The following is a 22,730-nucleotide window of genomic DNA, read 5'->3' on the forward strand; positions in this document are numbered from 1 at the left end:
AAGAAGCTCATGGATTCAGCTAACTTACATTAAGTATCGTGCTTACAGCTCGTAACGCAGACCTAAGTGGTAGTAGCTTTCGTCTGCGTGTGCACCGCCAAACGAGACTTCTTGTCCATTGCTGTAGCCACGCGAGCCGTTACGATCAACGTAGTTTGTGTAGATAGAAGAACGAGGCGTCAGTTTGTATTGCACTTCTAGCGTTGTATCTTTCAGCTCTAGCTCGTCACCATCACTGTTTTCTAAAGAACGATAACCAGCACGCAGTACCCATTTGTCATTTACACTGTAAACCGCCGTTAGTTCCATCACTTTGTCGGTACTGGTTTGTGAGTAATAGCCCTCTAGTTCATCTTCCGAGTACAACGCACCCAACATCAAATCACCTAGGTAGTAACGCGTACCTGCGCCCCAGAATGTGTAATCGGTGTCGTTGCTTTCACGTGCATCACCTTTATTCTTCTGCATCGCCACCACTGGTGCCAAGGTACCCAAATTTCCCATGTCTAGCGTATAACGCAGTGCAGTGTTGTAACCGTAGTCGAGCTCAGAAGTGTTGTTTCCTAAAATGTACGCGACAGAAAAATCGAAATTACCTAGGTTGTTTTGGTATTGCAGCGTGCCATCTTGACGGAAAACTTGTGTCGCGGTTTTGTCGACTTTATTCGCTTGGCGCGCCATAGAAACATCGGAAGAGGCGAACACATCACCAATGTCGGTAAACATAATCAATCCAGATGCCACGCGACCACCAGTAATACGACCATAATCTTTCGCATCAATCCCCGCCCATACATAACGTGCGGTCAGAGACGGTTTGTCGTTTACTTGGTTTGCGTATTCAGCTGCACCCACTTGGTATTGCGCTTGGCCGATGATCGACGCGTACTCGTTGATGGTTTGTGAACCGTTTAAACCAATACGGCCATCAAACTCGCCATTTGCATCGCCGTGCTCGTCATTTTTACTGGTGACATTGAAACCAAGACGAGAGTAAATATTTAAAACTGACCCATCTTCCGCTTGATACAGCTGCGCTGCCATTGCGTTTGATGCCATCAATGTAGGGAGAAGTAGAGTCAAAATGTGCTTTTTCATGATTAACGACCTTTCATTTCTATTGTTTTAGGTACGACAAAGCCCCTTCCGAGTAACGGAATAAGAAAAATTGTCGTGAAGTAGAGAGAGGGTGCGCCCTTGTTTGCCAAGGGCGCGAGCTAGTCCATTCCTATAGGGGAAGAATGATTTAGCTTAAATCGACGTCTTTGCAGCCAAAGAAGTAAGTCGCGAGGAAGCCGACGATGTAAGAGATAAGCAGGCCGGCAACAAACACCATCATGCCCGGGAAGATGCCATTTTCAGATGTCATGAGAGGAATCGCCACGATACCGGACGGGCCAAACACCGTATTAAGACCAACTGGTAAGCCAAGGTAAGAAACTAAACCGATAAAGAAGCCGCCCGCAGCACCACCAATACAAGCGGTAACGAATGGTTTTACGCGTGGTAATGTCACGCCGTAAATCAATGGTTCGCCAATGCCTAGAAGACCCGGAATAATAGCGCCTTTAACTTGAGTGCGCAGTAGAGCGTCTTTTTTGGCTTTGAAATACAGCGCCATTGACGCGCCAACCTGACCGCCACCAGCCATCGCCAGGATAGGGAATAGCGAGTTAAAGCCCTGTGTTTCCATCAATGCGAAGTACACGGGAACAAAACCCTGGTGGATGCCAAATACCACAGAAATTAAGAACAAACCTGCCAAGATTGCAGCGCCTAATGGGTTATCGTTCAAGTTGAGGAACAACCAAGACATCCCTTTAAACAACTCGCCGCCGATTGGCATGATGATCAAGAAGGTTACCGCACCCATGATCAACAGAGTGATAACGGACGTTAAGATCATGTCCAGATCATCTGGCATGTATTGACGAACCTTACGCTCGACTTGCGCACCGATGATCGCCGCCAAAAGTACGCCGATAATGTTGCCGCGCGGATCAATCGCAAAGCCGAAAAACTCGTTCATGCCAGAGTAAATACCGGATGTCGCCTCTGGGTTGTAACCCAGCACAAACAAAGAGGCGAGAATGGCACCATTAACACCAGAGCCGCCAAACGCTTGCTGCGCGTTGTAACCAATCAGAATACTTAGGAAAGCAAACAGACCCTTACCAAAGACTTTCATGTAGGCGATCAAATCCAACATAAACTGGCTTGGTGTCTGGTCGAGAACAAACATCTGTTCCAATAACGTCGCAAAACCTAGCAACAAACCAGCTGCAATAAAGCCAGGGATCAACGGCGTAAAGATGGTGGCAAACTTGCTTAAAAAACGCTGAACCGCACTGGTTTGTTTGCTCTTCATCTGTTTTTTCTGCTCGGCCGCGACGGCAGAAAGATCTTGTTGCGGCATATCTGGTTCTTCACTGTCACTAGAAGTTAAGCTGTCGATCAATTGATTCATCATCTCAGCCGCTTGTTGAGCTTTTCCGGGACCGAGAATGATCTGAAACTGCTCATCGCTTTCCACCACACCCATTACGCCGGGAATTTGCTTGATAACTGACTGATCAGCCAAACCATTGTTGGCGAGCGATAAACGCAAACGCGTCATACAGTTACCACATTTGCTTACGTTGCCGCTGCCACCCACTGCGGACAGCAACTGCGATACTGTGTTTGAAGTTATTTTTGCCATAGGGTCTATCCTTCAGAACTCGGATTATTTAGTTATTATTTAGTGCTGCGCGAATAAAACCGTTGTGCGCGGCGAGGCGTGATTTGGCTTGTTCGGCATCCAAATCGGCCAAAATCATTAAGATGGCAGTTTTGCAGTGTCGATCGCAGGCATTTAATGCTCGCTCTGCTTCTTCTTTTGATGCGCCAGTTGCTTCTACAACAATGTTGGTTTGGCGTTGGATGAGCTTGGCGTTGGTGGCCTCTACATCCACCATTAAGTTGTCAAATACCTTACCGCTACGAATCATTGCACCTGTCGTGAGCATGTTTAACACCAGTTTTTGTGCGGTGCCGGCTTTCATGCGAGAAGAGCCAGTGACAACCTCTGCGCCAACAATCGGCAGAATCGCGATGTCGGCCGCTTTTGCCATGGCACATTCTGGATTACAGGCGATAGATGCGCTCGTAGATCCGATGGATTTAGCGTACTCCAAACCACCTAGCACATAAGGCGTGCGGCCACTTGCAGCTATGCCTACAACCACGTCATGCTTGGTGAGGTGAAGCGCTTTTAAGTCGTCTTGACCCATTTTCACGTCGTCTTCTGCGTTTTCTACCGCTTTCAAAATCGCTTGGTGTCCACCAGCAATTAAGCCAATCACCATGTCTGGATGCGTGCCGTAGGTAGGAGGACACTCGCTCGCATCAAGAATTCCTAAGCGGCCTGATGTGCCAGCTCCCATGTAAACCAAACGGCCACCATTGGCGAACGCTGCAGTAATTGCATCAACCGCCTTTGCAATTTGTGGTAGCACTGCTTTGACCGCGAGCGCGACTTTTTGATCCTCTTCATTAATGACTTGCAGCATCTCGATGGTCGAAAGCGTATCAATCTCTGCACTGGCTGGATTACGGCTTTCTGTCACCAATCGGCTTAAATCAATTTTCATGTTTTACACTCTTCGTAATGTTCAATCTGAGGGCGATTCTATGGAATAAAATATTCTGTTTTGGTGATAAAAATCACACTTGAGGTTATTCTTTGTGCAGGAGAAGTTTGGAATAATGAGAGAAAATATACGTCCATTACATCCGGTATAAACTGGCTTGGTTAGAACAATCATGGGGTTAAATCAAACTCCAATTATTTTTGTTTTGGAATAATTTATTTAAATTTTTTGAGGTTTTTGTTGTGTCAGTTGTCAATAAGATAGTCGCGAGGCGTACTCAGCTTTCGCAAAGTGGTCGTTTGGTCGGCGATTGGATTGTTGAAAACGCAGAAAAGGCGGCGCTCCTCACTAGCCAAGAACTTGCGGCGCAAGTAAAAGTGAGTCAATCGAGCATTGTGAAATTTACTCAGCGTATTGGTTTTAAAGGCTACAGCGAGTTTAAGTTAGCTCTGAATGAAGAGATTGGCCGTAAGCATGCGATGCAGTCGACACCGTTGCACAGTGATATTTTGGCAGATGATCCCATCGCGGTTATTTCGCAGAAACTGGTGAAAGCAAAAACAGATGCTATGTTTCAAACCACCAATGCGCTGTCTTATGAAGCGTGTCACCAAGCGGTGAAATGGTTGAGTGAAGCGCGTCGAGTGCAAGTGGTCGGGATTGGGGGCTCAGCCCTGACCGCGAAGGATTTAAGCTTTAAACTGCTTAAACTCGGTATTACGGCGCTTTCCGAACAAGACAGCCACGTGCAGATTGCTGTTGCTCGTACCCTCTCTTCAGAAGATGTGCAGATAGCGATTTCGTATTCGGGCGAACGCAAAGAAATTCTCGTCGCGGCAGAAGCGGCAAAAGAGCAGGGCGCGAAGGTGATTGCGTTATCTGCTCCTGGGAGAAGCCGCTTGCGTGGTATTGCCGATATTACGTTTGATACGATTGCCAATGAAACGGAACATCGCAGCTCATCCATTGCTTCGCGCACCGCGCAAAACGTGATCACCGATTTGCTGTTTATCATCTTGGTTCAGCAAAGAGACGAAAGTGCACGTCAGTTGATCAGCGATATCAGTACCGACATCAAACAGATCCTCACATGATCGCTTAACCAACAGCGGACTAAAGATCCGGATCGTGCATCAGTAAAGCAATAAAAGCGGATAGATGCTTTTCAATGGTGAGATCGGCAGAAATTGCCGGTAACTCCAACGTGATGCAAGGTAAATCACGTTCACTACACCAAGTGCCGAATGAGCCGGGTGTTTCGTAGTCGACATCGTCCACGATTGGCAGCTGAAACTGCTCGTGGAGCCATTTGGCAAGGTTGGAATGTTTGGGATCATCTACAAACGCAAGCGGTTCGTGAAACGACACTACAAACTTTGGCCTGCGCAGTTCAATCAAGTTAATTAATGCGCCAACTTCTGGCTCTAGCTGGTTTTTAGAGCCTGTTTTCACCTTTACGTCTCGAACGGGTGTGTGAGAGCTCCATCGATACACGGTGCCATGCTCAGTCCAATTTGGGGTTGGAAACGCGCGATTGAGATCCACTTGGTTTGCATTTGCACGTGTGCCTAGCTGGTTGCCGTCAGGATTCATTGACAGAATCACATCATGTCGTAAGTTTTTAGCTGGCAAGCTTCTTAGCGCACAGGACAAACCTGCAATCGAGGCTGTCTCATCCCCGTGAGTGCCTGCCAAAATCAAACCTCGCGAAGCACTTTCGACTTGTGCCGGAAAATACAGTAATGGCGCACCAAGCACGGAATGACCGTATGTTGTTGGCCGAATTAAAAATGCCGCTCTTTCCGTTCTTGGAATTAGACTCACCGTAATCTCCTGATTGATGAAGTAATATCAATATCTAAGCTAATTAAACCTAGCTAAACCGAACCGTTTAAACTCGTCAACGGTTGAAATGTTAATTGTGGCGCTTGCTTCACAAGACGCGTTAGGAGAACGAAAAACGATATGGATTTTAAAAAACATTCAACGGCGTTGCTGATTTCCTCTTTATTCACCCCTTTTCTTTCTGCATCTGTCGTTGCGGATACCTTACCTAACGGCGTTCAACTCGCCGCAGAACAGCATTTAGTACGTGCGAATGACGCAGAGGCGGCGACGCTTGATCCAGCGAAAGCCGAAGGTCTGCCAGAAATGCATGTGATTCGTGACTTATTTGAAGGGCTTGTGATTCAAGATCGTGACGGAAACATTATTCCCGGTGTGGCAGAATCATGGGAAACCAACGACAACCAAACCTTTACTTTTCACTTGCGCAAAGACGCGAAATGGTCGAATGGCGAGCCTGTGACAGCGGATGATTTTGTCTATTCACTGCGCCGAGCGGTAGATCCGAAAACCGCTTCTCCAAATGTTTGGTATCTCAAACTCACCAAGATCAAAAACATCACCGATGTAGCAGAGGGCAAAAAGCCTTTGGACGATCTCGGCATCAAGGCAGTGGATAAATACACCCTACGTTTTGAGTTGGACAGTCAAGTGCCGTACTTTGTTGCTATGACTGGGCACACGTCCATGATGCCAGTGCATCAAGCGACAGTGGAAAACCGCGACAAGCCGTGGAGCGATCCAGACCAATTTGTTAGCAACGGTGCATTCACATTGGATAAGTGGGTCGTGAATGAGCGCATTGAACTGGTTAAGAGTCCAAATTACTGGGACAGCGCAGATACGCATTTAAACAAAGTGACTTACATTCCGTTTGAAAACCAAAACGCGTCAATCAATCGTTATGCGGCAGGAGAGCTGGATATCACGTCAGATGTGCCGACTCATATGGCGCAGAAGCTTAAACAAGATTACAAGCAGGCTTACACGGTGGTGCCATTACTGTGCACGTATTACTACGCGTTCAATACCACTCGTCCGCCATTTGATGATGCGCGAGTGCGTCAAGCGGTGTCGTACTCCATCATGCGTGATGTGATTACGAATGGTGTCACGCAAGTGGGCAACCTTCCTGCGTACACCTTTGCGCATCAGTACACTGCCGGTTTTGATGCGACGCCCCCTGAGTATAGTAAATGGAGTCAGCAACAACGTGACGAGAAAGCGCGTCAGTTGTTAAAAGAAGCGGGTTACAGCCAAGACAAGCCGCTCGATTTTAAATTGCTGTACAACACCAGTGAGGCAAACAAATCGATCGCGGTTGCGATAGCGTCGATGCTACAAAAAAATCTCGGTGCAAACGTGGAGTTAGAAAACCAAGAGTGGAAGTCGTACTTAGTGGCGCGTAAACAAGGCAATTTCGATGTGATGCGTGCTTCCTGGTGCGGTGATTACAATGAAGCGTCTACTTTCCTGAGCTTACTTCGCTCAGGTTCTTCGGGTAACTTTGCACGTTACAGCAATGCAGCGTACGACAACGCGATGAACAGTGCATTGGCTGCAACCGATGAGAAAGCGCGCCAAGGATTTTACGACCAAGCTGAACGGTTGCTGGCGGCAGATATGCCCATTGCGCCAATCTATTATTACATGCAAGCGCGTTTGGTTCGTCCTACGGTTGGCGGTTTTGCCAAGAGCAACGTAGAAGGTCGTATCTACTCGAAAGACCTCTACATCAAGAAGTAGCGCTCAAAACAAGCGATAAATATGAAGCCCCGAAGATGTATCTTACGGGGCGTCTTTTTATTGTTAGCGAGTGGAGAGCTTGTTCACGAGCATAGCGACTCGTTTGCCAAGATACTCTGCTGTTGCAACATCAGAAGCATGCAACTGACCATCTTCACCACCTTGTGCAACAATACCACCTTGTACACCATAACGATTCAGGTTTTGCTCCCCAGAATTGCTGATCTTATCCAACCCGACCCACATCATGCCGTGTTGGTTAGCGAGCGTTTGTAGATATTGTAATGTGCAAGATTGGTCGCCATTCATTGCCCCACCACTGGTAAAGCCAGCCGCGATTTTGCTCGCCCATTTTTGGTAATACCAAGATTCACTGCTTGCATCTGCAAATGCTTTAAACTGCGCTGCTACACCTCCCATATAGGTCGGTGAGCCAAAGATAATCGCATCACACTCAGCAAGTTCATCCATTAGTTTAGGGTTCACAAAACGTCCCTCAATAATCTCACTGCCTTCAATTCGGTGAGAGAGGATTTCACATTCATCTTGCTGTTTAATGCCTTGTTGTTCAACACCTGCGGCAATCGCGCGAGCAAGCTGACCAGTAACGTCGGTTTTAGAGAAATAAATAATCGCAATTTTGGACACAATGGTTCCTTTTTTCATTGTTGATCTTTAATCGTGCGACTAAGGCTAAAACCTCAAGTTAAGTTGAGGTCAAGAAGAGATTTGAGATAGATAAAGTACGAATTGGTATCTAAAGAGCTTTCTTATAGGGTAAGTCGACGGCATAACTACAGTGAATGCAACGACGATGAATGTCGTGTATAAAAGCGTTAAAGGAAGATCTTAAAGATGTAGAAAACTCTCTTGGAAACAATGATAAAGGTACCGATGCTAGTGATGATTAATAGGCGGAAAAATAGATTAAAATATGTAAACTCAGACCTGATCCAAGGCGGGAAAAGTACATTTCATCGTTTCTTAAGGCGAGGGATTATTATCATTATGGTAGGAGGCCTTTCTACAGCCTCTTCCACGGTATTTGCACACTTTATAGCGGGGGTGTTTGATGTGGATATGAATGTTCATCCAGAGAGCTTAGAAGAAAAAGTGCATGCACTACTTTTTGTTTCGGTCAGTCTTGTTTTTTACCTCTTTTATGCCCTTATCTCGCTAAATATTAGTGGGTGGCTCATAATGAAGCTAAAAATATAAGCTTAACTAAAACCATGTCCTTGTATTTTAAGGAAGATGGAACTAGTGACGATTTTTTCTTTGCTTGCACCATCTCTATTTTTTGTATTTATTTAAGGTTCGTAAATAAGAAGCTTCCTTTGGTTAAAGTGGCGCTTTTGGTTTCGGCGATGTGTCATGTTTTTATCATGAAAGAATACAGTGGTGACCTTCAGCTTATACGTTTTGTCTCTTCACTGTTTTTCGCCATTAACTTTGGGTTATTTGTGACCACCAAGTGATACTAAAAAGCCGATGTAGATACATCGGCTTTTTAGTGGGTTATTTCTTTCTGCGAGTATAAATCCGAGATTTTACTTTACTTGGCTCTGGCTTGTTTTTCGCCAGCTTTAGCACTGCTTTTTGCAAAATCTGGTTGTTTGGGTAAGTGATTAAGTTTCCGTTGTCGTGCTTAATTAACACGTGAAACATGCTGATTTCTTGAATCTCACCGCAGATGTCTTCATCTTTATCTACGACTTTAATTCGGTCACCCACTCGGTATGGGAAGACAAAAAAGATCAAAAAGCTGGCAGTGATGTTGCTCAGAATTGACCACTGCGCAATAAACGCCACACCTAATACGGCAAAAATGGACGATAGGAACAAAGACACATCGCCATAGCCAATACCTGTGATAATGGCAAAAATAGAGGCGGTCAAAAATAGCAGCGCGACATTGAAACAGCGCTGAATAAAACTCAAACGAGCCTTTTTTACACCTTTCGTTGTTGCCAAATTTAGGATGGCTCGATTTACAATCCTCTTCAGGATGCGATACGCGATCAGGACAAAAATGCCCATCAATAGTTTGTAACCGAGGGAGCCCGTAGTGAAATACTGGCTCACTTGCTCTAATTGGATCCAATCATTCATTTCTTCATCTCGACGATATCTAGAAAGCGGCTTTTATAGCTGATTTTTTGCTGTAAGTAATCACAATTTTTCTTTACACCATTTGTCTCTGTGTTGAGGTACCACAGAGTACTATATTGGTTAATCAAAGACTTAGTGAGCATTGCGAACTCTTTGGCTTCATTACTTATATTCAACCAAAGCTGACGTGATTTTGAAGAGAGCAATCTTTGAGCTGTATCCCATATCCGACATTCTATGACGCTAGTTCCTTATAAACGAGCTGAATATGACTTTTGTCCTGATAACCTAAGGTGTATTAATTGAAATAGCTTTTAGGGCGTTGAAAAATGGAAGAAGATGAAAAGGCGATTATGATTTTATTCGTGATTGTTGGCCTTGTACTCGTTTGGGTCGCGCTTGAAGAACTTAATTATCTCGGGCTCCCAATAAAATAAGCCCCGTTAAACACAAGTTAAACGGGGCCTTTGTCTTTTATCAATGTGAATTCAGGTTAGCTAACCGCACGCACTTTGCCTTGTTTCAAATCGTTCAGCACTTGCGCTTTAGGGCCATCTGCGATGATGCTGCCTTTCTCCATCACAATTACGCGATCAACGATGTCGAGCATAGACGTTTTATGCGTAATCAGAATCAGCGTTTCACTAGGTTTCAACTGTGCTAATTGATGCTTAATGTGCATCTCTGAGCGGTTATCCATCGCACTGGTTGGTTCATCCATGAGTAGAACAGGAGGACGACCCAAAAATGCACGAGCGATCGTGACTGCTTGACGTTGACCCCCCGAAAGCATTGCACCACCTTCACCAACTTGGCGTTCTAAGCCCGCTGGGTCAGATTGCGTAAACGCAGTAACACCGGCACGATTCGCTGCGTCTAGTACGTCACGGTCATCGGTTAATGGGCGACCTAGCGTAATGTTGTCGCGGATAGAACCAAAGAACAGATTGGAATCTTGCGGCACACAACCAATATTACGGCGAATGTCGACATGATGCAGCTGTGCGATGTCGGTATCATCAATGCGAACATGACCTTCCGTCGGCTGATACAAGCCCATGATAAGACGCTCTAACGTGGTTTTACCCGAACCGATACGGCCTATGATCGCTACTTTTTCGCCTGGGTTAATGGTTAAGCTCAAATCTCGAATCGACGCCACCGGTGAATCTGGGTAGTGGAAGGTCACGCGTTCAAGTTCAATTTTGCCTTGTACTATTGGACGGTGAATGTAACGTTTACCTTCTTCTTGTTCATCCGGCATTTCCATGACTTGATTGATAATTGTCATAGAAGACTTCGCTTGGTTGTAGCGCGTAGAGAGTAAGGATAACTGAACCAAAGGACCAATCGCGCGGCCGCTAAGCATGGTTGCGGCAATCAAGCCACCCATGGTTAAGTCGCCCTCTGCAATCAAGTAAACGCCTAGGATGATCATCCCTACGTTACTACTTTGCTGCACAAAACCTGCTGCGTTTTGAATGCTATCCGTAATTCGGCGGCTTTTTATATTCCAGTTCGCCATGTGCGCAACTGCCTCTTCCCAGCGGTATTGGAATTGGCTTTGCGCACTGAGCATTTTTACGGTTTCTAACCCAGCCAAGCTCTCTATCAAATTGGCATATTTTTGCGATGCTAGGCGTGAACCCTCCTCAATGGAGCGGCGCAGCGGCCCTTGTATCAGTAGCGAGTGAATAATCAAAATGACCACGCCCACCATCGGTACATACACAAGATCGCCAGCCATTAGCCATATAATCACTAAGAACAAAATGGCAAAAGGCAAATCAATGAGAGCACTGACGGTCGCTGAAGTAAAAAACTCTCGAATAGATTCGAATTCTTGTAAATGGCGAGCGAAGGCACCGACCGAAGGCGGCTTCGATTCCATTCTAATCCCCATCACTTTGCTGAACAGTTTGGATGAAATCAGAATGTCAGACTTCTTGCCCGCCACATCAATGAAGTAATTTCTCAGCGACTTGAGAATGAAGTCGAACAGGAACACGACAAAGATGCCGCTTGCTAGTACCCATAGGGTTTCAAACGCAAGATTCGGAACCACTTTGTCGTACACCAAGCGAGTGAATAGCGGAGCGGCAACCGCAAAGAGGTTGATGAGAAGTGATGCGATTAAAACATCACGGTAGATGCGTTTTGACTGCCACAAGGTGGACCAGAACCAGTGGCCTTCGTTGGTTTTGAGCACTTCGGGAGAGCGCTCATCGAAACGGAATTGCTTTTTAACTAAAAAGTACCGACCAGTGTATTGCTCAAGTAGGTCTTCTAATGGAATAGAGATCGGCACCATTCCACTTTCTAGGGTGGTGACTTCGGCCTCGCGTTTCTCCATATTGATGCTGTTGAGAACGCAAGAGTCACCGCCTTTAAGAACTAAGATTGCCGGCAGAATTAGGCTGGAGATGCTCTCCAGCTCTGCGCGGTTTTCCTTGGCAACCAATCCGGCCCTTTCCGCTGCTCTTGGTAGCAAAAATGGGGTCAGTTTACCGTCAGATAGCGGTAGTCCGTTGACTAGCGCTTCTGGCGAGTTAGCTAACCCATAGTAACGGCTAACGTAGATGAGCGAATTCAGTAAAGGGTCTTTCATCGTTGATAAACCTTTTTATTCCTTGTCGACGATGAATCCTTGGAATACCTCAACAAAATGTTCAGTGAGGAAGTCCAACTGGATTTGAGTTTCGATACGCGATGCGATAGTCGTAATACCAAGGTTGTGGGCAGTACGAGAGATCGACGTTAGCGTGAATTTCTGTTTTTCGTCGTGCAAGTTGTGTGTGAATAGGTAATCGAGCTTCACATAGTTCGGGCGGAACTCTTGGATGTATTCCAAAGATTGGAAGTTACGTCCGTAGTTATCTACGCCGAACTCAGCACCTGATTGGCGAATGGCATTACATAACAGTGCTGTGTGGTGAGGCTGATCGATAAAGCATTCCTCTGGAATTTCAAAGTGTAGCTTAGAGGCCACTTTGGCGTGTTTTTCCAGCATGCTAGTTGTCCAGCGAATAAACGATGGTTGAGACAAGCTGCTTTGCGCGATGTTAATCGCGACTGGGTCATTAAGTTCACCATTTTCTAGCATCTTAATCATTGATTCAATGACATACTGGTCAAAGATGTTGGTGGCGTCTAACTGTTCTAGTGCGAATAGGTATTGATTCGCACGATACGTTTCACCATCTTTTTCGATGCTTGAAAATACTTCGTTGTGGAATACTTTACCCCATGTGTTTTTCGCAGCTTGGAAACGGAATTTAACCCAATCACTATGAATGGCTTCTTCAACCAACGCTTTCCATTGCTGTTTACCCATCAAACTAGAAGGTGTATCACTGCCAATGAAGCCGTATGGCTTGTCTGGTTGCGCTTTGGCTTTCGATAGTGCGTTGTCCACCATCGAGAGGATTTCAGAACGCGTTTTCTGATCTTTGCTGTGTGCAACCCCTAGTGACGCTTTAGGTTTTGCTAAGCCTGTTGGGTCAGTATTTAGGCCGTTCACACAATTGACGATGCTGTCCGATAAAATGCGTAACTCGCTCTCATCCATATGAGGGAAAAGCAAGCCGAACTCATCACTAGACAAGCGAGCAATAGTGGCACCCGGTACATCAATGGTGTTTTTCAAACGTTGAGACAGTTCTTTAACGTGGGCATCTGCGCGTTGGTAATCTTTGGTCTCGTAAATGTCGCCAATGTATTCAGCATGGAGTAGCGCGATACCCCCTTGCGTTTGCTCTGCAAGCCATTGGTCGATTTGGTTGATGTAGAATGAGCGGTTACCCAATTTAGATATAGGATCGAGGTAAGCCTGAGCACGCAGACGTTGCGCCTCTTTGGCTTGCTCTTTGAATGATAGCTCGATTTGAGCAGACATCATGTTAATGCCATCTACCACCGCGATAAGATCTTTGGTTCTTGGACGAGCAAGCGGTTCACCAAATTGGTTATTCGCGATTTCATGCATTTTATTTACGATGGCCGTTAATGGTTTTAGCGAGCGACGTAGGATGTATGAAATTGCCACTAAACCAGCTAGAAAAATAACACTGAATACAGACAGCAAGCCAATAAAACCTTGCCAGAGCTGCTCGTAAGCTGCGCCTGGGTGGCTAATGATTTCTACTTCGGCGAGCTGCATCCAACCACTGGTCACAACACGCTTATCGTGAATCGCTTTAAATAGATTCATGTCGATAAACCATTGTGGCACCGTACTTGGTTTAACTGGGTAAGTACGCACGATCTGGTAGTCAGAATCTAATGCTGTAAGACGAACAACGGAGTAGGTGCTGCCGTCAAATAGAGCATTAATCACGGACTCAACCGCGACTTTATCTTTGTCCTTTAGGTAAGGAGCCAGTGCCAAACCTACGGTGTTAATAGTGTTGTTGACCTCTGAACGTTGCTGTTGCTCCAAGCTGTCTCGAGTCGTGTTGAATTGGATTACGAATACTGATGCCAACAAGAGTATAAAGACCGTAACCATCCCCACCACAAGCTTCTTATATAGGGTCATGTTTCTCACTCGTCATAGTTAATTTTAGGTTTATTTAACTGCAACTTACGTTCGCGCGAGCGTAAGTCATTCCAAAGGCTCAACCGTGATGCTTTCCCTGCCAGCTCTCCAGTGCTAGCAGATGACTTCATCAACCACAGGTTTGTACCATTAAAACTGTATATCGGTAGCAAGTCGCTACGCTTAGAGGCTCGGACAATGTCAGGATTGATATTATCGAGAATGAGCGGCTCAGAACTTGGGGTAGGGTAGTAAGCTAATACCATGTGAAACTGATTCAGTTCGATGGCTTTTACGTATATTAACCGCATCTTTGAATCTGGTATTCCTAGCTCGAGTAAAGAGAAGTACTTAGCAATAGTGAAATCTTCACAGTCTCCTGCGTTACTCCCTAAAAATTCGAGTGGCGTAGCCCAATAATCTGTCTTTCCCCACAGTTTTATGTCGTCAACGAAATACAGCTGATTAAAAAAGTCGTTAACGCCAGCGAGCTGTTCATGAGTCTCTAATTGTTTAAATAAGTCGAGGTTCTTTCGCCATGTATTTACGCGCAATCCCGCACGTTCGCCGTACACCGCTGTGACCGTATTGACCCATCGTTGTTCTTTGCTGTTCAGCGCACCAAGTTGGAACGACAAACAACTTAAGCTGATTAATAATGTAACTTTACGCTGCAAATTGGATCGCATATTCGACTCGTATCACAAGTATACTCTTCTAGAGAGTTCGTCAGTGAGAAATAAGTGCTTTTTATTTAATCACTTATCGCTCAATACTCCCTATCGCGAGTATCTTAATGTGGTTTACTCCTTCAAGGCGTTCGTTTTGGCACTTAAAATCGGTTTAAGTAGATATTCCAAAACGGTTCGCTTCCCTGTGATGATATCGACCGATGCTGTCATTCCTGGAATGATTGGTAAATCTGCATCTTGACCAAAGTTTGTTTTTTCGGTGCGTACACGAACAATGTAGAAGCTGTTGCCTTCTTCATCTTGAGTGGTATCCGCGCTGATATGTTCCAACTCACCCTCTAAACCGCCGTACTTTGTGAAGTCGTAAGCTGTAAATTTCACGATAGCATGAAGATCTGGGCGTAAAAATGCGATGTCTTTTGGCGCAATTTTCGCTTCTACCAATAGTGTGTCTTCTGTTGGTACGATCTCGACGATATCCATACCAGGTTGGATAACACCACCGACAGTATTGATGTTCAGTGTTTTGATTTTGCCTGTTACTGGCGAATTCACAACCGTTCGGTTTACTCTATCTTCCAAGCCCACCGCTGATTCAACCAAAGCAGATAACTGGTCTTGGGCGCTGTTGAGTTTCTCTTGCTGTTCAGAGCGGAATTTGAGTGCAACATCAATACGGTTGAGCATGGATTCTCGAATCGCTGATTGCAATACGGGAATTTTGAGCTCACTGGACGTCATTTCACGACGGGTATCGTTGACTTGGCGCTGTAATTTGAGCAGTTCAATACGAGGAACAACGCCCTCGTCTGCCAAAGGTTTGGTGATATCGAGTTCTTTTTTCGCGTATTGGTAGCTTTGACGCAAGTTCCTTACTCGCGCTTGGATCTCTACCAAGTCCTGCTGTTTTTGCTGCACTTGTTGGTCAATAACAGAAAGTTGGTTGCGTAAATTATCTAGATCTTCGCGATATTCTGCTTTTTGACGCTGTGTGAGTTGAGGTCGAGTCTCTTCCAAGGTTGGTGGGAAGGTCAGTTTACCGTAATCAAGTAGTACACTTTGACGCCAGTTTTCCGTTTCAAAATCACGATTAACGGCAACACTGTTAATAGAAGCGGATAGTTGCAGCACAGATGCGGTAAGGTTGGCAACTTGTTGCTCACGTTCACGAAAATCTGAGCGAAAGCGGGTGTCATCGATAAGCAGTAACTGTTGGCCTTTTTCAACCAACTGACCTTCTTTGACCAAGATTTCTTTGACTAAGCCACCTTCTAAGTTTTGGACTACTTGTATCTGTGAGGAGGGAATCACTTTGCCTTGACCAACCGTGACTTTGTCGATTTCAGCCCAAGATGCCCAACCTATTGCTGCAATGAAAAATAGCACCATAACCCAGAGCATAAAACGCGCGCTGTTGGGGGTATTGAGGAGCAATGCTGCAGTTTTGTCATCAACAAAATCCAACTCTTCATCGTTGAGTTTGTTGTAGTTATCTCGGCTCATCACAGTCCCTGCTTATATAATTACGGATTATCTTTTTGATCTTATTATTATTAACCGATCATGTCAGCATGCTCGGCTAATAAAATATGAGAAGAGGGTTATTCTCTCTTCAAATGAGCTTTCTTACACTTTCTAAATCAAACAAAAGCATAATTAGCGCCGGAGTATAGCTATTACGCCTTGAACTTGGCTTTATCCAACTGATGTTTTTTTAGTTTGTCGTACAAGGTTTTGCGTGATACCTGTAATTCTAGTTGAACCTCTTTGAGTCTGCCGCGATGTCTTTGCAATGCATCGAATAACAAGCAATATTCAAAGTATTCTGTGCGCTGAGTCATACTCTGAATTTCAAGACTTTTCTCACTGTTCCAATCTTCCATTCTAAAAGTATCTGGCTTGAGGGCACGAAGTTCAGCAAATTGGCGTAGCTGCTTAACGTTTTCTGGCCATTCGAGACTGGTGAGGTGTTTGACCTCTTCTAGGCTGATATGTGGCGGCTGTAACTGATATCGACTCGCTGTGTGGCGCACAAAGTGCTTGTATAAAGGCCCTATATCTTCCTTTCTTTCATCGAGCGTCGGTAAGTGAATTAGAGTCGCCAGGGATTTTAGAGGTGGCTCGGCTTGGGTGGTCGCGCCAAAAACACGCTCAAGTTTTGGGTGCTTGAATAAGTATTCCCATTGCTCAAATGATACATGCTCTGCGCTATGTAAGTACAAACTGCAGTGGCGTTTTCCTTCACTTAAGCGGTGTATGGCTTTGTCGAGCGCTTCTAATGAAAGCTCATAGAGGTCTTCACCAGAAGCGGCGATTAGCTCACTATCCGGTGTTGCATGTATGTCGTGGGCAAATTGTGCAGCGAGTCGCCGACCCGTACCATCTTGACCTACAAAAATGAGCGGCTGGCTTGTGGGCGCACTGATCAAGGCGCGACGAATGCTCACCATGGCCTTACTGTGACCAATCATTTTCGGACCAACATGAGTTTGCATGTCGAGCTCTTTCTTAAGCCAGATGTTTTCTTGCAACAAGTTCAGTTTATCGCTGGCATTGTTGAGCGATTTCATGAGCTGTTCCGTTGAAAACGGTTTTTCTAGAAAGTCGTACGCGCCGCTTTTCATCGCATCTACCGCGGTTTTCACATCTCCATGTCCAGTAAGTACGATGAATTGAAAGTGATCGTTTTTGCTTCGCAAAGTTCGCATAAACTCCAAGCCATCCATCACGGGCATATGGATATCGGTAATGATAATCGCAGGCGTATTTGAGTCGATTACGCGTAAGGCTTCTACTGCGTTTGGTAAGCAGGTGACGTCTATCCCTTCAATCAGCAGGGCTTGAGACACGGCATCACGAATGTGTGGTTCGTCATCAACAAAGAAAACTGAGTTATTCATGGTCGTTTTCCACTTCTGGAGTACGTTTATTCTGATTGACTATTGGTAGCGTCACGATAAAGGTCATGCCTCCTGCTTGTTGTTCTGTGTTCTGATGTTTATAGGCACAGAGGGAGCCGTGATAGCTCTCTAAAATGCGTTTGGAGATGGTCAAACCTAATCCTAAGCCCTCTGGCTTAGTCGTAAAAAATGGATCAAAGATTTTTGCTAGGGCTTCGTCCGACATGCCAGGCCCGTTATCGGAAACAAGAATGTCGCAACTGTCATCATGACACTGAACAGCAATTGATATTTGCGGATCGATACAGTGGTTTTCCATCGCTTGTGCGGCGTTGTGGAAGAGGTTTATCAGCACTTGTTCTAATTCAACGCTGTGAATGGCCAGCTTCACATCATAGTCGATGGCCGGAACTTTTAGTGTTACTCCTTGCTTAATAAGCTTGTTGCTCAAAATGCTGGTGGCAGTATGTACCGCGTCGTGCAGTACTGAGATTTCATTGTGTGAATCGTGCGTGGCTTTCCGAGTAAAGACTTTTAAGCGGGCAATGACTTCCGAAATGGTGTCATTGAGTGTCAGCATTTTGCCCAAATTGTCAGCGACCATTGGGTATTTTTCCATTGCCAACAAACGCTGCGAGTTTTCGGTATAGGTTCTTAGTGCGGAAAGTGGCTGATTTATCTCATGATTAATACTGGCTGATAGCTCGCCCAACAGTGCCAATTTCGCGGCTTGCGTCAGTTCTTGTTGTGTTTGTTTAAGCTCTTGTTGGCTTTGCTCATATTGGCGGATGGTCTGTTGTAGTTTTTGGTTGGCTTCACTCAGAACTAGTGTCCGTTGCACTACTTTTTCTTCTAGGCTCACATTGAGATGGGCAAGGCGTGCTTTGTTAACTAGGGTTTGGAACCACGCTAACGCAATTAGAGCAATGAGCGCATATAAGATCAGGAAGACGATATCGGCCTGTAAAACGGCGGCAAGAACGCTGTTGTGGTTAATTAAGGCAACGACGCGAAACCCTTTATCCAATAAGTGTGTTGCGTATGCGAGGTAATTCGGTGATAGAAGCAATTGATTGTCATCAAACTCCGTGACACCACTGTGCGCCGTCAACTCACCAAAATATTCGGGCAAGGTATCGCCATATTGACGCGTTTCGGTAAGTTCAATTATTGCACTCGATGACAGTGGGAAAAGTGCACGATAGCGCCAGTCTGGTAAATTGCTCATAAACACGACATTGTGTTTATCTGTAATGAGTACGTCTGTCGTGGTTTGCGAAAGGCGCTGTTCTAATTGCTCCAAGTTCACTTTTACTGTGATCACGCCAACGACTTCCTCATTTACCCACAGCGGAGATGAGAAGAAGTACCCACGTTTATTCGAGCGCACGCCTAATCCAACATATTGAGCGGGCTCACCGCGTCGCGCATTTTTAAAATAGGGGCGATAGCTAAAGCTAGAGCCAACAAACGTATCTTCTTGCTGAAAGTTACTTGAGGCTATGACTAACCCGGTGCGGTCATGAACGTAAATCGTATCGGCCAAACTTTGCTTCAACCAATCTGATAACAGTAGGTTGAGCTCTTGAGAGGGCGTTCCGCGCTCTACTGCTTTGAGTAGTCTTGGGTCGTGACTTAATAGGTTTGGTATCTGTTCAAACTTTGCCAGTTCGTAGTCCACTTCTTGTGACACTTGCGCGGCTTGTCTCTCTAGCTTTTGTTGCCATTGATCATGTTGGTATTGAGTTGCGTAATGATGAGTAAGCGCAAGCCCTGAAATGCCGCCGGCACACAGTAGCAGTAAAAAATGACGTAGGGCTTTGGGGTTGAGTAAGTTCACGATCGGCTCACTGGTTTTTTGTGTCATGGTATCAAATGACGCACTGTGATGCTGTGAGCGGCAACGATAACAAGCACAATGATGTCCTTGTATTTCCTCAGTATCGGGAGCACAATCGACAAAAACGAGTGAAGGAGTAAAGATGGAACTTGCTGATATTCGTCGTGAGTACACCAAAGGTGGGCTGCGTCGTAAAGATTTGAAAGCTGATCCTATTGATCAATTTAATCTGTGGCTAGAGCAAGCAGTTGAAGCGGGTTTAACGGACCCGACTGCGATGACAGTTGCAACGGTTGATGAAAATGGCATGCCGTTTCAACGCATTGTTCTATTGAAAAACGTCGACAAAGATGGTTTTGTGTTTTACACCAACCTAGGCAGTCGCAAGGCCCAGCAGCTAGAGCATAACAGCAATATTAGTTTGCACTTCCCTTGGCATCCGTTAGAGCGCCAAGTTCATATTACTGGTGTGGCTGAAAAGCTTACCGCCGTAGAGAATATGAAATACTTTACTTCTCGTCCTAAAGAGAGCCAGTTGGCCGCAATCGCGAGCAAACAAAGTAGCCGTATTTCTGCCAGAGGTGTGTTGGAAGGTAAGTTTTTAGAGCTAAAACAGAAGTTTGCTAAGGGTGAAATACCAGTACCAACCTTTTGGGGTGGCTTTCGCGTAAAACCAAAGAGCATCGAATTTTGGCAAGGTGGCGAACATCGCCTTCACGATCGTTTTCTTTTCTCCCAGCATGATGGAAGTTGGGACATTGATCGTTTAGCGCCATAGGCTTATGGTCCCTCATGAATAAACAAACACCGCCGAATTGGGGCGGTGTTTTTGTAGGTAGAAGCGATGCGAATTATCGCTCTCCATTCAACACAACCGATAATTGATGCTTAAGCAGCGTTTTGGGTACAACAGAGCCGTAGCCTGCTTCCATTGCTTTATCTATTAGCTCGTTCTTGCTGTTCGCTGCAAACTTATTACGTAAGCGTGCGACGTGACCTTCAACGGTTTTTGTTGATATGCCCATGACCTGAGAGATAAATTGAGGCTTTTTGCCATAGAGCAAGAGGAAAAGCGTTTCTTGCTCGCGGCATGTGAGCTTCTCTGGTTTTGGTTGTAAGTCAGAGAAACGAAAGATGGATTGTTGATTTGGGTTGGTACTGATTGCACGACAAACCCAATACCCGACTTCAATCACGGCGGTGTCGGTGAGTTCCCTTCCGTAGAAAATGGTGCCTACGATGTCGCCTTTGTCATCTCGCCACGGTGTTTTAGTAAATATATGTGCTCGCCAGCGGCCATCTGGATAAGGGTGGATATCCAGAATTTTTAGTGACTCGCCAGTTTCGAGAACGTGTTTATCTTGGCGTTGAAATTCTTGCGCGCATTCAGTGGTTGGGCTGGCCATATCAAAATCAGTTTTACCCAAGCACTCCTCGGGCGACGTGTGCCCTAACAGTTCTGCGTATTCCTGGTTTACGTATAGGAATACCGAATCTTTATCTTTGCATCCCCAACAACCTGGTAGCTGTTTAAGGAGGGATTGTTCTATGGTATCGACTGAAATATTCACAAAAGGACTCACTACATACTGCTTTTACCAATACAGAGACGTCCGTGTTACATGGCTCGTATTGATGTTGCCAAGTAGGCAGTTACGTTGCTAGAACACGTTCGTTGATTGGCGCTCAATCCAATTAAATTCATGGTGTTCGATGTTTTCGTCAGGTAGTCATAGACAACGACGAAATGGAACGAAGAGTTTAATTGGGAAAATGGTCTGTTTCATTACAGATATGTGCGCTCACGGATGTCCGCCAATGTTCGGCTTACAACTCGTATCGTCCTTGATCATGCTTCCTACAACTCAGTTGTAATGTGGTTGACGTTCATATCACTTGTGAGCGAAAGAGCAGCACCTAAGCATATGAGAGGGACAGTGAGACAAAAGCTATGATATCAGCTTATGCCATTGTTTTCATTGTTGAGAAGCGAAAAAAAAAAAGCCAGCCTGAAGACGGGCTGGCAACACAAGATATAATCTTGTCGACGTGTAGAAGAGGTTCTAAATTACCTAGCGAGGGTCTGCTAAGTAAGTTAGAGGTATCAATGAGATACCGAGAGCTTTAGATCGTATGCATCTTAAAGCTCGAGGACTAATGTATTGAATCAGAAGCATATTAGTAAGGGGGGAAATCCCTCTATGTTGAGTTTAAGAGTGGGTTTCGATCCGTTTCAGGGACGAGTTATCTAATATGGAGCACGGTGTTTTACAAAATAACAGATTGTTCGGTAATAAGGATCTTTACATTGATTGATTATGTATACGTAAGGTGTTGCCTATCTATCCGTTTTTGTTAATAAAATTGGTTGCTCACTGACCGTAAATTAACCTCGCATGATCATCGTTCCGGAACTATGATCATGTAAATGAACTTGATCATGCTGATTTGATCTTGTCGATTGAGTTGGGTAAAAGTTGCAACCCAACAAAGAAGGTATATGATGCGAAGACGTAAGCTGACCGTGTAAAGACGACTGTTTAAAATGAGTGACTCAGATAACCAAAAAATCCTTTCATATCAAGAGATTATGCTGCCAAAGCCGGCGGAGCTGATCACACTTCCGTCTTATATGGATTGCCACGATCATTCTTATACGCAGATCGTGATTGGTTTAAAAGGGCAAGCCGAATTTGAAGTGCGCGGGCGAGGTAATCTTGTCGGCCCTGGTCAAGGTTGTGTGGTTACCGCATGCTCTGATCATGCTTTCGGTGGCGTCATCAATCAATCGGATATTTTGGTGCTGAATATGCCCAAACCGACAAATGATGATCCCGAAATGCTTCAAAAAATCAATAACCTGGAGAGAGAGCATGTCTACTTCCAGTTAGATAGTCAAATTCAGAAGCTGATACAGATGTTGGTTCAGGAAATGCGAAACCATCCGGATGACCTGCTGTTAAGTCGTGCGTGTAACGACACTGTGATTGCATTAATGCAGCGCCATATCTCGGCATTTGAGACCAGTCGAAAAGAGTCGCGCTTTGATTTGGAGGCGATTGATCGTTACATTGAGCAGCACCTGAGTCATAAGATTAGTGTGGCTCAATTGGCCGGGCGAGTGTTTCTTGGGGAAAGTCAGTTCCATTGCTTGTTTAAAGAGCAGATGGGGATTACACCTCATCAATATGTTCTCGGAAAGCGTATCGACATGGCTCGTGAATTAATCGAGCAAGGGCACCTTTCTTTAGGGCAAATTGCCGAGTTTACTGGCTTCTCAAGCCAGAGTACTTTTACTCATACTTTTACTCGCTTACAGGGAATATCACCTTCCCGTTATAAAAAACAAGTTGGATAACAACGCGTTTTTTTAGGTCAAATAATCATCAATCAGAATAAAGCCATGCACTATGCATGGTTTTTTTA

Annotated in this window: 18 protein-coding genes; 5 read left to right on the forward strand and 13 right to left on the reverse strand. The window is 45.2% G+C overall.

Annotation, left to right across the window (positions count from 1 at the left end):
• Positions 1–42: 42 nt before the first annotated feature.
• The 3 genes from R7Z50_RS07310 to murQ form a co-directional block, all read right to left on the reverse strand.
• Positions 43–1,098, reverse strand: a complete 1,056-nt coding sequence (locus tag R7Z50_RS07310; protein WP_054576525.1) for a porin — start codon at positions 1,096–1,098, stop codon at positions 43–45.
• 148 nt (positions 1,099–1,246) lie between these two features.
• Entirely contained in the window at positions 1,247–2,701 is a 1,455-nt protein-coding gene (gene murP, locus R7Z50_RS07315; protein WP_140356814.1) for a PTS N-acetylmuramic acid transporter subunit IIBC, read from the reverse strand.
• 28 nt (positions 2,702–2,729) lie between these two features.
• Positions 2,730–3,632: an N-acetylmuramic acid 6-phosphate etherase gene (gene murQ, locus R7Z50_RS07320; RefSeq protein ID WP_206970555.1), complete on the reverse strand. Its 903-nt coding sequence runs from the start codon at positions 3,630–3,632 to the stop codon at positions 2,730–2,732.
• Between the two features lie 242 nt (positions 3,633–3,874).
• Here murQ and R7Z50_RS07325 point away from each other — a divergent pair, with 242 nt between their 5' ends.
• Positions 3,875–4,726, forward strand: a complete 852-nt coding sequence (locus R7Z50_RS07325) for an SIS domain-containing protein (RefSeq protein ID WP_005500180.1) — start codon at positions 3,875–3,877, stop codon at positions 4,724–4,726.
• A 19-nt stretch (positions 4,727–4,745) separates the two neighbouring features.
• On the opposite strand, the gene mpaA is transcribed toward R7Z50_RS07325, so the two are convergent.
• Entirely contained in the window at positions 4,746–5,456 is a 711-nt protein-coding gene (mpaA, locus tag R7Z50_RS07330; RefSeq protein WP_115386879.1) for a murein tripeptide amidase MpaA, read from the reverse strand.
• 141 nt (positions 5,457–5,597) lie between these two features.
• On the opposite strand from mpaA, the gene R7Z50_RS07335 reads away from it, so the two are divergent.
• On the forward strand, positions 5,598–7,223 hold the full coding sequence (locus R7Z50_RS07335) for an ABC transporter substrate-binding protein (RefSeq protein ID WP_318148983.1): 1,626 nt from the start codon (positions 5,598–5,600) through the stop codon (positions 7,221–7,223).
• 63 nt (positions 7,224–7,286) lie between these two features.
• Here R7Z50_RS07335 and R7Z50_RS07340 read toward each other — a convergent pair whose 3' ends face one another.
• A complete protein-coding gene (locus R7Z50_RS07340) occupies positions 7,287–7,871 on the reverse strand; it encodes a flavodoxin family protein (protein WP_258476643.1) in 585 nt (194 codons plus the stop codon).
• 231 nt (positions 7,872–8,102) lie between these two features.
• Here R7Z50_RS07340 and R7Z50_RS07345 point away from each other — a divergent pair, with 231 nt between their 5' ends.
• On the forward strand, positions 8,103–8,441 hold the full coding sequence (locus R7Z50_RS07345) for a hypothetical protein (RefSeq protein ID WP_017821886.1): 339 nt from the start codon (positions 8,103–8,105) through the stop codon (positions 8,439–8,441).
• Between the two features lie 300 nt (positions 8,442–8,741).
• On the opposite strand, the gene R7Z50_RS07350 is transcribed toward R7Z50_RS07345, so the two are convergent.
• The 7 genes from R7Z50_RS07350 to R7Z50_RS07380 all read right to left on the reverse strand — a co-directional run bounded on the left by R7Z50_RS07350 (position 8,742) and on the right by R7Z50_RS07380 (position 19,331).
• Positions 8,742–9,335, reverse strand: a complete 594-nt coding sequence (locus R7Z50_RS07350) for a mechanosensitive ion channel family protein (protein ID WP_042522270.1) — start codon at positions 9,333–9,335, stop codon at positions 8,742–8,744.
• A 493-nt stretch (positions 9,336–9,828) separates the two neighbouring features.
• Positions 9,829–11,943: a type I secretion system permease/ATPase gene (locus R7Z50_RS07355; RefSeq protein ID WP_005374556.1), complete on the reverse strand. Its 2,115-nt coding sequence runs from the start codon at positions 11,941–11,943 to the stop codon at positions 9,829–9,831.
• A 15-nt stretch (positions 11,944–11,958) separates the two neighbouring features.
• A complete protein-coding gene (locus tag R7Z50_RS07360; RefSeq protein WP_005374560.1) occupies positions 11,959–13,872 on the reverse strand; it encodes an EAL domain-containing protein in 1,914 nt (637 codons plus the stop codon).
• Between the two features lie 5 nt (positions 13,873–13,877).
• Positions 13,878–14,561 carry a transglutaminase-like cysteine peptidase gene (locus R7Z50_RS07365; RefSeq protein WP_005374561.1) on the reverse strand — a complete coding sequence of 228 codons (684 nt, stop codon included), beginning with the start codon at positions 14,559–14,561 and terminating at the stop codon, positions 13,878–13,880.
• A 114-nt stretch (positions 14,562–14,675) separates the two neighbouring features.
• Positions 14,676–16,067: an HlyD family type I secretion periplasmic adaptor subunit gene (locus R7Z50_RS07370; RefSeq protein WP_005374562.1), complete on the reverse strand. Its 1,392-nt coding sequence runs from the start codon at positions 16,065–16,067 to the stop codon at positions 14,676–14,678.
• Positions 16,068–16,240: 173 nt separating this feature from the next.
• On the reverse strand, positions 16,241–17,464 hold the full coding sequence (locus tag R7Z50_RS07375) for a sigma-54-dependent transcriptional regulator (protein ID WP_005374563.1): 1,224 nt from the start codon (positions 17,462–17,464) through the stop codon (positions 16,241–16,243).
• A complete protein-coding gene (locus R7Z50_RS07380; RefSeq protein WP_206970558.1) occupies positions 17,457–19,331 on the reverse strand; it encodes an ATP-binding protein in 1,875 nt (624 codons plus the stop codon). Before R7Z50_RS07380 ends, R7Z50_RS07375 begins: the two co-directional genes overlap by 8 nt.
• 115 nt (positions 19,332–19,446) lie before the next feature.
• Here R7Z50_RS07380 and pdxH point away from each other — a divergent pair, with 115 nt between their 5' ends.
• Complete coding sequence (pdxH, locus tag R7Z50_RS07385; RefSeq protein ID WP_005374570.1) at positions 19,447–20,082, forward strand: pyridoxamine 5'-phosphate oxidase; 636 nt, start codon at positions 19,447–19,449, stop codon at positions 20,080–20,082.
• 73 nt (positions 20,083–20,155) lie between these two features.
• Here the strand turns inward: pdxH and R7Z50_RS07390 are convergent, their stop codons facing one another.
• Positions 20,156–20,875, reverse strand: coding sequence for a PAS domain-containing protein (locus R7Z50_RS07390; RefSeq protein WP_017820063.1), 720 nt, complete (start codon positions 20,873–20,875; stop codon positions 20,156–20,158).
• Positions 20,876–21,849: 974 nt separating this feature from the next.
• Between R7Z50_RS07390 and R7Z50_RS07395 the strand changes: the two genes are divergently transcribed.
• Entirely contained in the window at positions 21,850–22,662 is an 813-nt protein-coding gene (locus R7Z50_RS07395) for an AraC family transcriptional regulator (protein ID WP_176311374.1), read from the forward strand.
• The last annotated feature ends 68 nt before the right edge of the window (positions 22,663–22,730 follow it).

The organism is Vibrio sp. 1249-1 (genome assembly GCF_033340495.1).

Excerpts from the sequence above, each read along its gene's own strand:
- R7Z50_RS07310 (WP_054576525.1), bottom strand. The coding sequence starts at position 1,098 with ATGAAAAAGCACATTTTGACTCTACTTCTCCCTACATTGATGGCATCA.
- murP (WP_140356814.1), bottom strand. The coding sequence starts at position 2,701 with ATGGCAAAAATAACTTCAAACACAGTATCGCAGTTGCTGTCCGCAGTG.
- murQ (WP_206970555.1), bottom strand. The coding sequence starts at position 3,632 with ATGAAAATTGATTTAAGCCGATTGGTGACAGAAAGCCGTAATCCAGCC.
- R7Z50_RS07335 (WP_318148983.1), top strand. The coding sequence starts at position 5,598 with ATGGATTTTAAAAAACATTCAACGGCGTTGCTGATTTCCTCTTTATTC.
- R7Z50_RS07345 (WP_017821886.1), top strand. The coding sequence starts at position 8,103 with ATGATAAAGGTACCGATGCTAGTGATGATTAATAGGCGGAAAAATAGA.
- R7Z50_RS07350 (WP_042522270.1), bottom strand. The coding sequence starts at position 9,335 with ATGAATGATTGGATCCAATTAGAGCAAGTGAGCCAGTATTTCACTACG.
- R7Z50_RS07355 (WP_005374556.1), bottom strand. The coding sequence starts at position 11,943 with ATGAAAGACCCTTTACTGAATTCGCTCATCTACGTTAGCCGTTACTAT.
- R7Z50_RS07360 (WP_005374560.1), bottom strand. The coding sequence starts at position 13,872 with ATGACCCTATATAAGAAGCTTGTGGTGGGGATGGTTACGGTCTTTATA.
- R7Z50_RS07365 (WP_005374561.1), bottom strand. The coding sequence starts at position 14,561 with ATGCGATCCAATTTGCAGCGTAAAGTTACATTATTAATCAGCTTAAGT.
- R7Z50_RS07370 (WP_005374562.1), bottom strand. The coding sequence starts at position 16,067 with ATGAGCCGAGATAACTACAACAAACTCAACGATGAAGAGTTGGATTTT.
- R7Z50_RS07375 (WP_005374563.1), bottom strand. The coding sequence starts at position 17,464 with ATGAATAACTCAGTTTTCTTTGTTGATGACGAACCACACATTCGTGAT.
- R7Z50_RS07380 (WP_206970558.1), bottom strand. The coding sequence starts at position 19,331 with ATGACACAAAAAACCAGTGAGCCGATCGTGAACTTACTCAACCCCAAA.
- pdxH (WP_005374570.1), top strand. The coding sequence starts at position 19,447 with ATGGAACTTGCTGATATTCGTCGTGAGTACACCAAAGGTGGGCTGCGT.
- R7Z50_RS07395 (WP_176311374.1), top strand. The coding sequence starts at position 21,850 with ATGAGTGACTCAGATAACCAAAAAATCCTTTCATATCAAGAGATTATG.